At 69.7% G+C, this 13,444-nt stretch carries 17 protein-coding genes; 12 read left to right on the top strand and 5 right to left on the bottom strand.

Annotated features, from left to right (window positions below; genetic code table 11):
- Nucleotides 1-103 precede the first annotated feature (103 nt).
- Nucleotides 104-1,681 (top strand): sodium:solute symporter family protein, encoded by a 1,578-nt coding sequence (locus ACI2LY_RS26980; RefSeq protein ID WP_404709412.1) that lies wholly within the window; start codon nt 104-106, stop codon nt 1,679-1,681.
- Here ACI2LY_RS26980 and ACI2LY_RS26975 read toward each other — a convergent pair.
- Both ACI2LY_RS26975 and ACI2LY_RS26970 read right to left on the bottom strand, forming a co-directional pair.
- The gene (locus ACI2LY_RS26975; RefSeq protein ID WP_404709411.1) at nt 1,666-2,781 is read right to left on the bottom strand and encodes an ADP-ribosylglycohydrolase family protein; all 1,116 of its coding nucleotides are present in this window, start codon (nt 2,779-2,781) and stop codon (nt 1,666-1,668) included. The genes ACI2LY_RS26980 and ACI2LY_RS26975 overlap by 16 nt on opposite strands.
- A 38-nt stretch (nt 2,782-2,819) precedes the next feature.
- Entirely contained in the window at nt 2,820-3,275 is a 456-nt protein-coding gene (locus tag ACI2LY_RS26970; protein WP_404709410.1) for an ATP-binding protein, read from the bottom strand.
- A 116-nt stretch (nt 3,276-3,391) separates the two neighbouring features.
- Between ACI2LY_RS26970 and ACI2LY_RS26965 the strand changes: the two genes are divergently transcribed.
- From ACI2LY_RS26965 to ACI2LY_RS26915, 11 genes are all read left to right on the top strand, one after another.
- Nucleotides 3,392-4,204 (top strand): helix-turn-helix domain-containing protein, encoded by an 813-nt coding sequence (locus tag ACI2LY_RS26965; protein WP_404709409.1) that lies wholly within the window; start codon nt 3,392-3,394, stop codon nt 4,202-4,204.
- Complete coding sequence (locus ACI2LY_RS26960) at nt 4,201-4,383, top strand: DUF397 domain-containing protein (protein WP_404709408.1); 183 nt, start codon at nt 4,201-4,203, stop codon at nt 4,381-4,383. Before ACI2LY_RS26965 ends, ACI2LY_RS26960 begins: the two co-directional genes overlap by 4 nt.
- A 1-nt stretch (nt 4,384) precedes the next feature.
- Nucleotides 4,385-4,627: a DUF397 domain-containing protein gene (locus ACI2LY_RS26955; RefSeq protein WP_404709407.1), complete on the top strand. Its 243-nt coding sequence runs from the start codon at nt 4,385-4,387 to the stop codon at nt 4,625-4,627.
- 41 nt (nt 4,628-4,668) lie between these two features.
- Nucleotides 4,669-5,196: a DUF2165 domain-containing protein gene (locus ACI2LY_RS26950; protein ID WP_404709406.1), complete on the top strand. Its 528-nt coding sequence runs from the start codon at nt 4,669-4,671 to the stop codon at nt 5,194-5,196.
- A 27-nt stretch (nt 5,197-5,223) separates the two neighbouring features.
- Nucleotides 5,224-5,739, top strand: a complete 516-nt coding sequence (locus ACI2LY_RS26945) for a DUF6879 family protein (RefSeq protein WP_404709405.1) — start codon at nt 5,224-5,226, stop codon at nt 5,737-5,739.
- Nucleotides 5,740-5,959: 220 nt separating this feature from the next.
- Nucleotides 5,960-6,193, top strand: coding sequence for a hypothetical protein (locus ACI2LY_RS26940; protein ID WP_399717910.1), 234 nt, complete (start codon nt 5,960-5,962; stop codon nt 6,191-6,193).
- On the top strand, nt 6,174-6,695 hold the full coding sequence (locus ACI2LY_RS26935; protein ID WP_404709404.1) for a DUF6879 family protein: 522 nt from the start codon (nt 6,174-6,176) through the stop codon (nt 6,693-6,695). Before ACI2LY_RS26940 ends, ACI2LY_RS26935 begins: the two co-directional genes overlap by 20 nt.
- A 26-nt stretch (nt 6,696-6,721) precedes the next feature.
- Nucleotides 6,722-7,570 carry a helix-turn-helix domain-containing protein gene (locus ACI2LY_RS26930; protein ID WP_404709403.1) on the top strand — a complete coding sequence of 283 codons (849 nt, stop codon included), beginning with the start codon at nt 6,722-6,724 and terminating at the stop codon, nt 7,568-7,570.
- A gap of 143 nt (nt 7,571-7,713) precedes the next feature.
- The gene (locus ACI2LY_RS26925) at nt 7,714-7,953 is read left to right on the top strand and encodes a DUF397 domain-containing protein (protein WP_404709402.1); all 240 of its coding nucleotides are present in this window, start codon (nt 7,714-7,716) and stop codon (nt 7,951-7,953) included.
- Nucleotides 7,954-8,085: 132 nt separating this feature from the next.
- Nucleotides 8,086-8,538 (top strand): hypothetical protein, encoded by a 453-nt coding sequence (locus ACI2LY_RS26920; protein ID WP_404709401.1) that lies wholly within the window; start codon nt 8,086-8,088, stop codon nt 8,536-8,538.
- Nucleotides 8,539-8,649: 111 nt separating this feature from the next.
- Nucleotides 8,650-9,459 carry a JmjC domain-containing protein gene (locus tag ACI2LY_RS26915; RefSeq protein WP_404709400.1) on the top strand — a complete coding sequence of 270 codons (810 nt, stop codon included), beginning with the start codon at nt 8,650-8,652 and terminating at the stop codon, nt 9,457-9,459.
- 71 nt (nt 9,460-9,530) lie between these two features.
- Here the strand turns inward: ACI2LY_RS26915 and ACI2LY_RS26910 are convergent, their stop codons facing one another.
- The 3 genes from ACI2LY_RS26910 to ACI2LY_RS26900 all read right to left on the bottom strand — a co-directional run bounded on the left by ACI2LY_RS26910 (nt 9,531) and on the right by ACI2LY_RS26900 (nt 13,368).
- Complete coding sequence (locus ACI2LY_RS26910) at nt 9,531-10,055, bottom strand: DUF6879 family protein (protein ID WP_404709399.1); 525 nt, start codon at nt 10,053-10,055, stop codon at nt 9,531-9,533.
- A 104-nt stretch (nt 10,056-10,159) separates the two neighbouring features.
- Nucleotides 10,160-10,723: a hypothetical protein gene (locus ACI2LY_RS26905; protein WP_404709398.1), complete on the bottom strand. Its 564-nt coding sequence runs from the start codon at nt 10,721-10,723 to the stop codon at nt 10,160-10,162.
- 59 nt (nt 10,724-10,782) lie between these two features.
- Entirely contained in the window at nt 10,783-13,368 is a 2,586-nt protein-coding gene (locus ACI2LY_RS26900) for a bifunctional FO biosynthesis protein CofGH (RefSeq protein ID WP_404709397.1), read from the bottom strand.
- Between the last annotated feature and the right edge of the window lie 76 nt (nt 13,369-13,444).

Genomic DNA, 13,444 nt, shown 5'->3' with positions numbered 1-13,444 from the left:
CCTCCCCTTGACTCGACGGTTCCTTGCCGCGCGTCCATGTTCAAACCCAGAGTTCACATGCCTGACTGGCTGACGCCGGTGGCCGGACCCTGGGAGGGCAGACATGAACGGTCTCGACTGGGCGGTGCTGATCGGCTACTTCGGCGTGATGGTGGCGATCGGCTTCTGGTCGCACCGGCGCGTGGACGACGTGGGGGACTTCTTCACCGCCGGGGGCCGGATGCCGTGGTGGCTGTCCGGCATCTCGCACCACATGTCGGGCTACAGCGCGGTGATGTTCACCGGGTACGCGGGCATCGCCTACACCTACGGGGTCACCTCGTACGTGACCTGGTCGTTCCCGATCGCGCTGGGCATCGCCATCGGCTCCAGGCTGTTCGCGCCGCGCATCAACCGGCTGCGGTCGCGGCTGGGGGTCTCCTCGCCGCTGGAGTACCTGAAGAACCGGTACGACCTCACCACCCAGCAGGCGCTGGCCTGGTCCGGGATGCTGCTGAAGATCGTGGACGTGGGCGCGAAGTGGGCGGCGATCGCCACGCTGCTGTCGGTCTTCACCGGGGCCTCGCTGAACCAGGGCATCCTGATCACCGGCGCGGTGACCGCCGTGTACTGCACGATCGGCGGGCTGTGGGCGGACGCGCTGACCGAACTCGGGCAGTTCGTCATCCAGTTGCTGGCCGGGGTGGCGATGTTCGTCGCAGTGGTGCTGAAGCTGGGTGACCGGCACATCGGGGTGTTCGGCGCCTTCGACGAGCCCGCGCTGCGCGGTCATGGGGAGCCGCTGGCGGGGCCGTACGGGACGGTGTTCCTGCTGGCGTTCCTGTTCATCAAGCTGTTCGAGTACAACGGCGGGATGCTCAACCAGGCGCAGCGGTACATGGCGACTCGTTCGCCCCGCGAGGCCGAGCGGTCGGCCCGGCTCTCGGCGCTGCTGTGGCTGGTGTGGCCGGTGGTGCTGTTCTTCCCGATGTGGATGGCCCCGCTGCTGGTCCACGCGCAGAAGCCGGACGGCTCGGACGCGTACGCCCTGATGACCGAACAGCTCCTCCCCCACGGCCTGTTGGGCCTGGTCGTCGTCGGCTTCTTCTCCCACACCATGGCGATGTGCTCGTCCGACGCGAACGCCATCGCGGCGGTGTTCACGCGGGACGTGGCGCCGGTGCTGTCGCGGCGGGCGCGGGGGTGGGGCGAGCGGGCCGGGCTGCTGGCGGCGCGGGTGACGACGGTGGTCTTCCTCGGCCTGTCGATGGCGGTGGCGACCCAGGTGGACTCCCCCGCGTTCAAGGACATCATCACGGTGGTCATCAAGTGGGTGGCCGGGCTGATGGGCCCGATCGCCATCCCGATGATGCTGGGCCTGCTCCGCCCGTTCCGCCGCTCGGGCCCGACGGCGGCGCTGACCGCGTGGGCGGCGGGCCTACTGTCCTTCTGGCTGGTCAACTACCCGCTGAACTGGCAGGTGTCCGGAGGGGTCCCCCTCCAGTACCAGGTGTCGGTCCCGCTCGCGGTGTCCCTGGTGCTGTACATCGCCGTCGGCTGGATCAAGCCGGAGGACACCCCGGAGCGGCTGGCGGTCATCGACCGGGTCAACTCGGACGGCGGGGGTGTGGGGGTGGTACCGGCGCCGGGGCCCGCGGGGGACGACGTGGTGGGGCGGCCCGGTCCTCAGGCGCGCGGGTAGCGGGCCAGCCAGCCGGGTGCGGAGCCGGCCGGGCTGTGGAGGGACGGGCCCTGGGTCATCTCCATGGCGAAGTCGTCGGCGAGTTCGAGGATGGTGGGGCGGCCCTCCAGCTCCGGGAGCCAGGCCGGGGGCAGGGACGTCTCGCCGTGCAGGGCGCCGAGGAGGCCGCCGGTGAGGGCGCCCGCGGCGGCGGAGGGGCCGGGCTGGTTGACGGCGAGGCAGAGGCCGTGGCGTACGTCCTCGCCGACCAGCGCGCAGTACACGGCGGCGGAGAGCAGCCCGTCCGCCGTGCCCTCGCCCACCAGTTCCGCGACCCGCGCCGGGCTCGGCAGCCCCTGTCGTACGGCGCCCAGCGCGCGCTGGAGGGCTCCGGTGACGGGTTCGTGGCCGGGGCGGGCGGCCAGCAGGGCGAGGGTGGTCTGTACGGCGCCGTCCAGGCTCTCGCCGCGCGCGAGGGCGTGCACGATGACGGCGTACGCCCCCGCCGAGAGGACCGCCACCGGGTGGCCGTGGGTCTGGGCGGCGCACTCCAGCGCCAGTTGGACGACGAGTTGGGGCTCCCAGCCGACCAGCAGGCCGAAGGGTGCCGAGCGGGCGACGGCCTCCGGGCCCGCCTCGCCGGGGTTCTTGGGGCGTTCCAGCGTGCCCATCACGTCGTTGCCGAGCCCCAGCAGCAGGGCCCGGGTGGGGCTCCGGCGGGCGTACAGCCACTCCTCGCGGGCGAGCCAGCCGTCCTCCGCGCGGCGCTCGTCCGGGCCCCAGTCCCGCTGGGTGGCCGCCCAGCGCAGGTACGCCCGGTGCAGATCGGTCGGCGGGTGCCAGGCGCCGGTGTCGCGGCGGACCTGGGCGCGGATCAGGCCGTCCACGGTGAAGAGGGTGAGCTGGGTGTGGTGGGAGACGGTGCCGCGTCTGCCCTGGCCGGGCGCGAGGTCGGTGAGGCCCTCGGGGCCGTGCGCGGTACGGATCGCGTCCAGGTCCAGCGAGTCGACCGGTGCGCCGAGGGCGTCCCCGATCGCGGCGCCCAGCAGGGTCCCGCGCACCCGGCCGCGGAAGTCCTGCTGCTCGGCACGACCCCAGACGGCGCCGCTCGCCGCACCCATCCAGCCCTCCTCGCACCACCCGCCCGCCCGCACGACGGTCAGCACTGTAATGGACCCGGAACGGTCTGATCGGCGCGCCGAACGATCTCCTCCGGACCAATTCCGGTCACGAACTCCGCCCACACGGTCTTGGCTCCGGCGGGCGCGTCGACCACGCCCCAGCGGTGGGCGTAGGCGGAGACGATGCACAACCCCCGCCCCTGTTCGGTCAGTTCGGTGGACGCTTCCGGCATCCGGGGGCGCCGCTCCCCCCGCGCGTCCGTCACCTCGACACGGAGCGTGCCATCGTCCTCCCGCCGCAACTCCAGCCGGAAGTCCCGCCCGGGGACCCTGCCGTGCAGCACGGCATTGGCCGCCAGCTCCGCCACGACCTGCGTCACCGCCTCGAAGGGCAGGCCCCACTCGTCCAGTTGGCGCTCGGTGAGCAGCCGGGCGAGCCGGGCACCCCGCCTGGTCGCGGACAGCTGCACCCGCAACTGTGATTTCGGATTCATGTCACCCAGCGTGGCCGCCTGTCCCTACCCTGAACAGTTACAGCCACGGTACGCAGGGTGACTGTACGGGTGGCCGAAGCAGCGGTACGGCTGGTACGAGGCGGAGAGGGGCACGGGTGGAGGACGAGGAGGCCGAGGCCGTACTCAGGGCGGTCGGTCGGCAGATCAAGGCGTGGCGGGAAGCGGCGGGTCTACGCCAAGTGGAGTTGGGCGCGGCCATCGGCTACGGGGAGGAGATGGTGTCCTCGGTCGAACGCGGCCGCCGCGTCCCCAAGCCGGACTTCCTGGACCGCACGGACGAGGTCGTGGGGGCGGGCGGCAAGGTGTCCGCGATGAAGGCGGACGTGGAGCGGGCTCGGTACCCGAAGAACGTACGAGACCTGAAGAAGATCGAGGACGAGTCCACGGAGTTGGGGTCCTACACCGCCCTGTACATCGACGGCCTCTTGCAGACGCCGGAGTACGCCCACGCGCTGTACGCCATGCGGCGGCCCACCTACACGGAGGAGGAGATCGAACGGCTGGTCGCGGCCCGCATGGCGAGGAAGTCGGTATTCGAGCGGATGCCCCATCCGGAGATCACCTTCGTGCTGGAGCAGGCCGCGCTGGAGCGACCGATCGGCGGAGGGGCGGTGCTACGCCGACAGTTGGAACACCTCCTGGAGATGAGCAAGCTGCGGCACGTCACGATCCAGATGATGCCTACCGACAAGCAGGAACACGCGGGCATGGCTGGGCAGTTCCGCCTGTTGAAGCTCAGGGACGGCAAAACGCTCGGCCACCTTGAGGTCCAGCTGCTCAGCCGTCTGATCAGCGACCCGAAAGAGGTGCACATCTTGGAGATGCGCTATGGCATGATCCGGGCGCAGGCCCTCCCACCCATGGAGTCGCGAGCCCGCATCGAAAAACTACTGGGAGACCAAACATGACTTCCGCGCTGACGTGGTTCAAGAGCAGCTACAGCAGCAACGACGGGCCCTCTTGCGTCGAAGTCGCCCTGACCCCCACTGAGATCCACATCCGTGACTCCAAGACCCAGAACGGCCCTCAGCTCGCCGTCCCGGCCACCACCTGGACGGAGTTCATCCACTCACTCCACGGAGCGTGACATGACTGGCTTGGTGTGGTTCAAGAGCAGCTACAGCGGGTCGAACGAGCCCGACTGCGTCGAGGTCTCCCTGAGCTGGTTCAAGAGCAGCTACAGCAGCAACGACGGACCGGACTGCGTCGAAGTCGCCCTCACCCCCGACCACATCCACATCCGGGACTCCAAAACCACCGACGGCGTCCAACTGACCGTCTCCACCGACACGTGGACCTCCTTCCTGAGCCACGCGGTGCCCCGCGTCTGAAAGGCGTTCCTCCTCGGCGTGGGTCGGGAAGTATTTGGGTCATGACCATGACCGAATCTGCGGCCCCCGCCGACTCCACCCGTGCCGCCCGCTCGGGGCTGGCGCTTGCCGCCACCGTGCTCACCGGCGTGCTCGCGCTGTACATCGCCCTCGTCGCCGTAGGCAACATCACCGACTTCGGGACGAACCAGCAGTACGTGAGGCATGTGCTGGCGATGGACACCACGTTCAAGGACGACCACCTGATGTGGCGGGCGATCACCAGCACCACGCTCCAGGACACCGCGTACGTGGCGATCATCGCGTGGGAGACGGTGGCAGCCGCCGTACTAGTCTGGGGCACCTGGCTGTGGACCCGCCGCGACAACGCCCGCGCCCGCCGCTTCTCCACGTACGGCCTGCTGATGCTGATCCTGCTCTTCGGGGCCGGGTTCATCGCCATAGGCGGCGAGTGGTTCGCCATGTGGCAGTCGAAGACCTGGAACGGCGTGGACGCGGCAACCCGCGTCTTCCTGCTCAGCGGAATCGCCCTGATCATCAACCACTTGCCGGACCGCAACGAGCGGTAAGAACCGACTTCTTGGAGGTGGAGAAGCGTGCCGGAGTGCCCGACGTTCAAGGAGCTGTTCCGCGACTGTCGGCGGACTGCCGTCCACCTGGAGATGCGTGACGCCTACATGAAGGCTGACCCTGCCTTCACCGACTGGCAGGCGGGCGTGGATCTCGACCCGGCTGAGCGTTGGGCCGACTGGCACGCCATCGTCACGAGCGCGACCGAGCGCGGCGTCAGGGTGCGCCGGGCTCGGATCGTGTCCACGCCGGTGAGCGAGTACGTCCGCTTCGAGCACGCCGTCACGGATGGCCTGAACATCGCGGCCGGGGAGGAAGTGCGCTGGCTTTCACGGCGCATGGCGACGGACATCAGCCTTCCCGGCAACGACTTCTGGCTGTTCGACTCCCGTCTCGTCGTCGTCAATCACTTCGACGGCGAGGGCGAGACCATGGACATGGAGGCCATCGAGGAACCCGAGCTGGCAAAGCTTTGCGGGGCGGCCTTCGAGGCGGTGTGGCAGCGGGCGACGTCTCACACTCAATTCCGTCTGGCCGAATAACCCGGCTGCGGCTGACCGGACATGGACCGGTGTCGGCGTCACCCTGGCCTGGATGACCCGGCGCTTGTGGAACGGCGTGGACGCGGTAACCCGCGTCGGCCGATGCGGCTCAGCCAACGCCCTTCTTCCGTGAATCGGTTGAGGGGCGTTGGCCGTGATGGGAAGCTCTCCCTGCGCGTTTCCGCGCAAACCGTGCAAGCGTCTCGAAGGAGCCACGCTCATGGCCCTACGGTTCGTCGGTATCGACCCCAACACGGGTGGCGGCAACTGCCCGGCCGTGTGGGTCGATGACGAGAAGCAGGAAATCCTCGTCCAAGGGTGGCTCCCGGACGAGGTGACGGCGGAGCGCTGCGCCCAGGACAGCCCCCGGCCGGACACGGAGGGTATCGTCCGCCTCCCGTACCGCATGGCCGAGATCATCAGGAGGGCACTCGATGACGCCGAAGCTTCCTAGCTTCGAGGAACTGCTCGACTCCGCCGCCTCGTCAGCTCTTCACCTGGAGATGCGGGACACGTACGCCGTGGCCGAGGAGGCTGAAGACGTGGCCCTCTGGCGCTCCGGAGCGTGGGACCTGGAGGACGGCCGCCGCACCCTCGCCGACTGGCTCGACCTCGTCCGACGCACCGTGGCGCGGGGCGTGATCGTGCGTCGCGCCCGCATCGTGTCCGAGCCCGTCACCGAGTACATCCGGTACGAGCACGCGCTCACTCCCCTGAACCTCGAAGCAGGGGAAGGCGTTCGCTGGCTCCCGCGCCGCCAGGCCCTCGGTATCGCGGTGCCAGCGAATGACTTCTGGCTGATCGACGGCCGCGTCGTGCGCTTCAACCACTTCGCGGGCGACGGCGACGCGGTCGAGCCGGAGATGAGCGACGATCCTGCCATCGCGCACCTGTGTGCCTCAGCCTTCGATGACGTGTGGAGGCGAGGACTCGAACACCACGAGTTCAAGGTCTGACCGAGCGCCTCAGTGGACGTAGAACGATGCCCCGGCCCCAGCTGTCCAGCGAGCAGGCTGCCCGCAAAGCCATAGCCGACCGACTTGGAGAACTCCGCCGGGACGCCGGACTGACGGCCACAGCCCTGGCGCAGCTCTGCGGCTGGAGCACGTCGAAGGCGTCCCGGATCGAGCGGAATCTGACCCGCCCGTCCGACACCGACATTCATGCCTGGTGCCGGGCATGCGACGCACAGACCGAGGTCGCCGACCTGATCGCTGCCTCGCGCACCGCGGACTCGATGTACCGGGAGTGGAGGCGCGTTCACCGCGACGGCCTCAAGCGCCGACAGAGGGATGACGTACCGCTCTACCAGCGGACCCGGCACACGCGCGTCTACGTCTCGAACGTCGTCCCCGGCCTGCTCCAGACGCAGCCGTACGCCGAGGCCCTCATGTCGGCCATCGCGGACTTCGAGGACGTGTGCAACGACGCCTCAGAGGCCGCCGCAGCCCGCGTCGAGCGGTCTCGCGTTCTCTACGACGGGAGCCGACGCTTCGCCTTCCTCTTCGAGGAAGACGTGCTGCACCACCCCTGGGGCGGGGCGGAGGTCATGACCGGCCAGCTCGACGCCATCCTGGCCGCGATGTCCCTGCCGAACGTGTCGATCGGGATCATCCCGCGCGGCACACCCCGCACGATGTGGACCCTCGAAGGGTTCCTGATTTTCGGGGCCGAGGAAGTGCAGGTCGAGACGCTCTCCGCGGACCTCGCCATCTCGCGGCCGAGCGAGATCAGCACCTACCTTCGCGCGTTCGAACGGCTCGCCGGAATGGCCGTCTACGGCCCTGGGGCCCGGCGGCTCATCCTCTCCGCCCGTCCTCACTCCGGGTGAGAATCTGCAAAAGCGTGCAACATCGTGGCCCTCGAACTCCTCCTGTCCGTAGCGTCATCGGACCACCACGGAATGCGACCGAGGTGCGTCACGGCGCGGAGACCGAATCCCCGCACAGCAGTCGCACGAGGAGGACCACTCCCATGGACCGTAACCTCTACGCCCTCCCCACCGAGGGCGCCGAGTTCCAGAAGTTCTGCGGCGGCAACCTCGGCGGCGAGAACGAGACGTGCGTCGAGCTCGCGCAGCTCCCCGGTGAGGAGTCGGCGTTCGTGCTGGCGGACTCCAAGCCGGAGGGCGCGGGCAAGGAGGTCCGCTTCACCGGGGCGGAGCTGGACGCGTTCGTCCTCGGCTACGCCGCCCGGCGCGGACTCACGCTCTGATCCGTCCCCGCTCTCCCCACCACGTACAAGGCGGGCCGTCCCGCGCCGCGGGGCGGCCCACCCTCCAGAAGGGCGCACATGAGCTGGTCAGGGCATTGGCACGGGTACGGCCCCTGGATCGGATCTCCGGCTGTGTACGCGAAGGAAGGCGGCCGGAGACCGGCCCACCCCAACGGCCCGCCCCTGATCGCGAATCCGGAGGACAAGAAGGAGCAGGCGGCTCTCGACCGGTACCGTGAGGCCGCCGCCGAGTTCGCCGGTGGCAGCGTGCCGCCTCTGATGTCCGGTCACTGGTTCCTGAAGCGGGACCAGACCGTGGCCGACCGCACATGGACCGACGTCGGCATCGTCCTGGCCTGGATGACCAAGCACTACGCGGCGGACCCGCCCTTCACCCACCCTGACGGCAGTCGGGCCTACGGGGGCCTCGACTTCAAGCTGGAGTACGCCGCCGACGTACTGCCTCGTGGTGTCGACGTGTCCTGGGTGTACTACACGCCCGCCGGGGCCGTCTTCTCGCTGTCCGTGGTGTGCTGCCCGAACCACTTCCACCCCGAAATTCCCTGCCCCCTCCCGCCCACGTAGTACGAGAGGACACCCACCGTGTCGCTGCGTCTCCTACTGCCCGACGACGGCGTGACCGACCTCCTGCGCGACTAGCCGGACGAGCCGCGCGTCTACGACCGCGATCAGACGGTGTTCGACGAGACGGTCACCGAAGCCTTCCTCGGGGACTACGCCTTCGCGGGTTGCGTGCCCGCCCCGGAGATCGCGGTCATGAAGGCGCCCGGCCCCTCGCTGAACCAGAACTCGTACCTGACCGACGGCCGAGTGGATGCCGCCAGGCTGCGCGAGCTGTACGGCACCGGCCACACGATCCGGCTCGGGAACCTCCAACGCGTCATCCCGTACATGGCCGCTCTGTCGCAGGGAATCCAGCAGGAGACCGGATTCTCGAACTACGTACACGCCTTCCTCACGCCTGCGGGCGAGCAGGGTCTGCGTCATCACTGGGATCAGCAGCTGGCCGTGATCGTGCAGATCGCCGGCACGAAGCGGTGGCCGCTCTGGCGTCCTGCGGTCGAGGCGCCCATGCGGGAGTACGGCGAATCGTGGCGTGTCTGGCAGCCGCAGTACGTCCCCGCCTGGGAGGCCGCCGGGCCGGAAGTGGTGATCGACCTCCGGGCCGGACAGTCCCTCCTTCTGCCGAGGGGGTGGGTGCACAACCCGCACGTCCCCGACGAGACCGGGAACAGCGTCCATTTGACGTTCGCGATCCGCGAGCGCACGCTCCTGTGGCTGGCGGAGAAGCTGGTCGCGGAGGCCATCAAGAACCCCGCGTTCCGGCGCGTCATCCTGCCCGGCGACATCACCGGGCCCACCCTGACCGACCAGCTGTCCGAGGCCCGCCAAGCCCTGCACCAACACCTCGACAAGCTCAACCTGGACGACCTCGCCCCCGCCCTGCGCGAGGCGGCAAGAAGCGAGTTGGAGTACACCACCTAGCAGCCACTGATTGCCCGAACGGAGCCTGTTCGTCGCTTGAGGACGAGGACGCGGGGCGTGGGCAGACAGGCTTACTGGATCTCGTAGTCCTCGTGCGGTGTCGCCCGCTCCCAAACGGCTTCGAACGCGGCCCCGCACAGCTCGGCCACCTCGGGGCGTGCGTCCAGCTCCGGCCCGGCGGAACCCCCCTCGCCGGTGAAGTGGTTCCACATGACCAGAGTGCCGTCGAAGAGCCAGAAGTCGTTCCCGGGAAGTGCGATGTCCGATGCCCGGCGGCGCGGGAGCCACCGGATCAGCTCTCCGGCCGCCACGTTCTGGAAGGTGCAGCCGTGTTCGTAGTGGATGTACGGGCTCACCGGCTCGGACACGATGCGGGCCCGGCGGAACACGACGCCCCGTCCCGTGGCGTCGCGGACCCAGGTGTGGAAGTCGTTCCACCAGGTGGCCCGGTCCGGGTCGGGCCGCCACCCTGACCGCCACCTCTCGAACTCGGCCGCCTCCTCCCCGATCCCGTAGGAGTCGCGCATCTCCAGATGGACAGCCGAGTGGTGTGTGTCGGCGAGCAGGTCAGTGAACGCCGAGTCGGTCTGCGACATCACATGCCTCCCTGAGCACGGGCACCATGCGGGGTGGGCGGGATCAGGAGTTCCTCAGGTCAGAAGACGATCTCGGCTCCGCCCAGGCAGGGTTCCATGCCCCGCTACTCGACCACCGACACCTTGGTCCCCAGGTCCCCGAAGGACCACACTGCCGCTCCGTCCTCCTTGTGGAGGCGGATGCCGCCGGTTTGGGCGCCGTTCGCGGGGGGTGGGGAGGAGCCGTCGAGGGCGTTGGAGAAGCCTATGTTCACGCCGGAGACGGCCGTGAAGTACACGATGTGCTCCACCTGCACGCCGTCCGAGCCGGTCGTGGCTTCCCTCCGCTTGATGATCGAGTAGCGGCCCGGCTGCGGGTCCAGCGTCCCCGGCCACACCAGGAACGTCCGGGACGACTGCCCCGTCGCGTCCACCAGCCACACCCGGTGCGTCCCGACCGAGTAGACGATCCTCCGGCCCACGCCCGACGCCTCCGGCAGGGCGGGTGGGCCGGAGGGGGTCGGGGCGGTGGACGGGGTCGGGGAGGCCGAGGCCGTGGGGCGGGCGTGGGCCGCCTGGGCCGCGGGGCGCGGGCCGTGGTCGGCCTGGACGGCGAGGGCGACGACTGCGGCGGTCGCCGCGACCGTCAGTCCGGAGACCCAGGCCCACGAGGGCAGTAGGGCAGCCACGGGTACGCATCTCCTCCGCTGTGGGGCCCCTTCTCAGATCCGGGGTCGGATCATCGTACTCAGTCCACGAGGGGCAGCAGCTCCGGCAGGTGCCCGTCCGAGGCGTGGGCCGCCGAGACCCGCTCCTCGGGCACCTCGCCGTAGAGGGTGGTGCGCGGTTTCGCGGGCCGTCCCGCCGCCTCCGCGACCGCCTCCAGGTCGCGCACCGACTTGTACGAGCCGTACGACGAGCCCGCCATCCGGGAGATCGTCTCCTCCATCAGCGTGCCGCCGACGTCGTTCGCGCCGGAGCGCAGCATCTCGGCCGCGCCCTCGGTGCCGAGCTTGACCCAGCTGGTCTGGATGTTGGGGATCAGGCCGTGGAGCAGGAGCCTCGCCATCGCCGTCACCGCTCGGTTGTCCCGCATGGAAGGACCCGGGCGCGCGATACCCGCCAAGTACACCGGGGCGTTGGTGTGGATGAAGGGGAGGGTCACGAACTCCGTGAAGCCGCCCGTCCGTTCCTGGATTCCGGCCAGCGTGCGCAGGTGGCCGAGCCAGTGCCGGGGCTGGTCCACATGGCCGTACATCATCGTGGAGGACGAGCGGATGCCCAGCTCGTGCGCCGTGGTGATCACCTCGGTCCACGTCGCCGTCGGCAGCTTGCCCTTGGTCAGCACCCAGCGGACCTCGTCGTCCAGGATCTCCGCCGCCGTGCCGGGGATGGAGTCGAGGCCCGCCTCCTTGGCCGCCGTCAGCCACTCCCGGATGGACATGCCGGTACGGGTAGCCCCGTTGACGACCTCCATCGGGGAGAAGGCGTGCACATGCATGCCGGGGACGCGTTCCTTGACCGCCTTCGCGATGTCGAAGTACGCCGTGCCGGGCAGGTCCGGGTGGATGCCGCCCTGCATGCAGACCTCCACCGCGCCCACGTCCCAGGCCTGCTGGGCCCGGTCCGCGACCTGGTCCAGGGAGAGGGTGTAGGCGTCGGCGTCGGTGCGCCGCTGGGCGAAGGCGCAGAAACGGCAGCCGGTGTAGCAGACGTTGGTGAAGTTGATGTTGCGCGTGACGATGTACGTCACGTCGTCGCCGACCACCGACTTGCGTACGTCGTCGGCCACTTGGCACAGCGCGTCCAGTGCGCGGCCGTCCGCGTGGAACAGCGCCAGAGCCTCGGCGTCCGTGAGCTTCGTCGGGTCGTCGGCCGCCGTGCGCAGGGCTTCGCGGACGTCGGTGTCGATGCGCTCGGGGACCATGCCGGGGGCGGCGGCCTCGCGGAGTTCGGCCCAGTCGCCGTACACCTCGTCGAAGTCGTCGCGCCGGTCGGAGGTGCGGCCCTCGGTGTCGATGGAGGCGTGCAGGTCGGTGCGGCCGGTGGCGGTGAAGACCTCCTCCGGCTCCTGCCAGGGCAGGCCCTTCGGGAGTACGCCGGGCCGGGCGAGGCCGGTCTCCGGGTCGGCCAGGGCGGCGACGTGCGGGCGCAGCCGGGGGTCGAGCCAGGGTTCTCCCCTACGGACGAACTCCGGGTACACGCAAAGCCGTTCACGCAGCTCGAAGCCCGCCGTACGCGACCGCTCGGTCAGCTCCTCGATCTGCGGCCAGGGGCGCTCGGGGTTGACGTGGTCGATGGTGAGCGGCGAGACCCCGCCCCAGTCGTCGATGCCCGCGCCGATCAGCCGCTCGTACTCGCTGTCGACGAGGTTGGGCGGGGCCTGGAGGCAGGCGGACGGACCCATGATGTGCCGGGCTACGGCGACGGTGGCGATCAGCTCGTCCAGTTCGGCGTCCGGCATGCCGCGCATCGCGGTGTCCGGCTTGGCGCGGAAGTTCTGGATGATCAGCTCCTGGACGCCGTGGTAGGCGCGGGAGACCTTCCGGAGAGCGAACAGGGACTCCGCGCGCTCCTCGTAGGTCTCCCCGATGCCGATGAGGAGTCCGGAGGTGAAGGGGACGGAGGAACGCCCGGCGTCCTCCAACACCCGCAGCCGTACGGCCGGTTCCTTGTCCGGGGAGCCGTAGTGCGGGCCGCCGGGCTCGGACCAGAGGCGCTCGGCGGTGGTCTCCAGCATCATGCCCATGCTCGGCGCGACCGGCTTGAGCCGCTGGAAGTCGGTCCAGCTCATGACGCCGGGGTTGAGGTGGGGCAGCAGGCCGGTCTCCTCCAGGATGCGGATGGAGATGGCGCGTACGTAGGCGATCGTGTCGTCGTAGCCGTGCGCGTCCAGCCACTCGCGCGCCTCGGGCCAGCGGTCCTCGGGCTTGTCGCCGAGGGTGATGAGGGCTTCCTTGCAGCCGAGCGCGGCACCCTTGCGGGCGATGTCCAGCACCTCGTCCGGCGACATGAACATCCCGTGTCCCGCGCGGCGCAGCTTGCCGGGGACGGTGACGAAGGTGCAGTAGTGGCACTTGTCGCGGCACAGCCGGGTCAGCGGGATGAAGACGCTTTTCGAGTACGTGATGACTCCGGGCCGCCCCGCCGCGTCGAGCCCCGCGTCCCGTACCCGTGCCGCGGAGGAGGTGAGGTCCGCGAGGGCCTCGCCGCGGGCCTGGAGCAGCACCGCCGCCTCGGAGACGTCGAGCGCGACACCGTCACGGGCACGTTTGAGGGCGCGACGCATGGAGTTCTCGGTGGGGCCGGTTCCGGGGGTCGCGGAAGTCGTCATTCCCAGAGCATACGTTCGGCGTGATCCACAGCTACGGGTGCTTTTCGGGCGGGCCCCGCGACGGCCCGACGGCATC

Origin of the sequence: Streptomyces sp. NPDC002176, assembly GCF_044903645.1 — a bacterium.
In the GTDB taxonomy this organism is placed as follows: domain Bacteria; phylum Actinomycetota; class Actinomycetes; order Streptomycetales; family Streptomycetaceae; genus Streptomyces.
The sequence above is the reverse complement of the archived record's forward strand: the minus strand, read 5'-3'. Positions and strand labels throughout refer to the sequence as shown.

What these genes read in the sequence shown, in the direction of transcription:
- ACI2LY_RS26980 (WP_404709412.1), top strand. Translation starts at nt 104, where the DNA reads ATGAACGGTCTCGACTGGGCGGTGCTGATCGGCTACTTCGGCGTGATG.
- ACI2LY_RS26975 (WP_404709411.1), bottom strand. Translation starts at nt 2,781, where the DNA reads ATGGGTGCGGCGAGCGGCGCCGTCTGGGGTCGTGCCGAGCAGCAGGAC.
- ACI2LY_RS26970 (WP_404709410.1), bottom strand. Translation starts at nt 3,275, where the DNA reads ATGAATCCGAAATCACAGTTGCGGGTGCAGCTGTCCGCGACCAGGCGG.
- ACI2LY_RS26960 (WP_404709408.1), top strand. Translation starts at nt 4,201, where the DNA reads ATGACTTCCGCGCTGACGTGGTTCAAGAGCAGCTACAGCAGCAACGAC.
- ACI2LY_RS26955 (WP_404709407.1), top strand. Translation starts at nt 4,385, where the DNA reads ATGACTGGCTTGGTGTGGTTCAAGAGCAGCTACAGCGGGTCGAACGAG.
- ACI2LY_RS26950 (WP_404709406.1), top strand. Translation starts at nt 4,669, where the DNA reads ATGACCATGACCGAATCTGCGGCCCCCGCCGACTCCACCCGTGCCGCC.
- ACI2LY_RS26940 (WP_399717910.1), top strand. Translation starts at nt 5,960, where the DNA reads ATGGCCCTACGGTTCGTCGGTATCGACCCCAACACGGGTGGCGGCAAC.
- ACI2LY_RS26935 (WP_404709404.1), top strand. Translation starts at nt 6,174, where the DNA reads ATGACGCCGAAGCTTCCTAGCTTCGAGGAACTGCTCGACTCCGCCGCC.
- ACI2LY_RS26930 (WP_404709403.1), top strand. Translation starts at nt 6,722, where the DNA reads ATGCCCCGGCCCCAGCTGTCCAGCGAGCAGGCTGCCCGCAAAGCCATA.
- ACI2LY_RS26925 (WP_404709402.1), top strand. Translation starts at nt 7,714, where the DNA reads ATGGACCGTAACCTCTACGCCCTCCCCACCGAGGGCGCCGAGTTCCAG.
- ACI2LY_RS26910 (WP_404709399.1), bottom strand. Translation starts at nt 10,055, where the DNA reads ATGTCGCAGACCGACTCGGCGTTCACTGACCTGCTCGCCGACACACAC.
- ACI2LY_RS26900 (WP_404709397.1), bottom strand. Translation starts at nt 13,368, where the DNA reads ATGACGACTTCCGCGACCCCCGGAACCGGCCCCACCGAGAACTCCATG.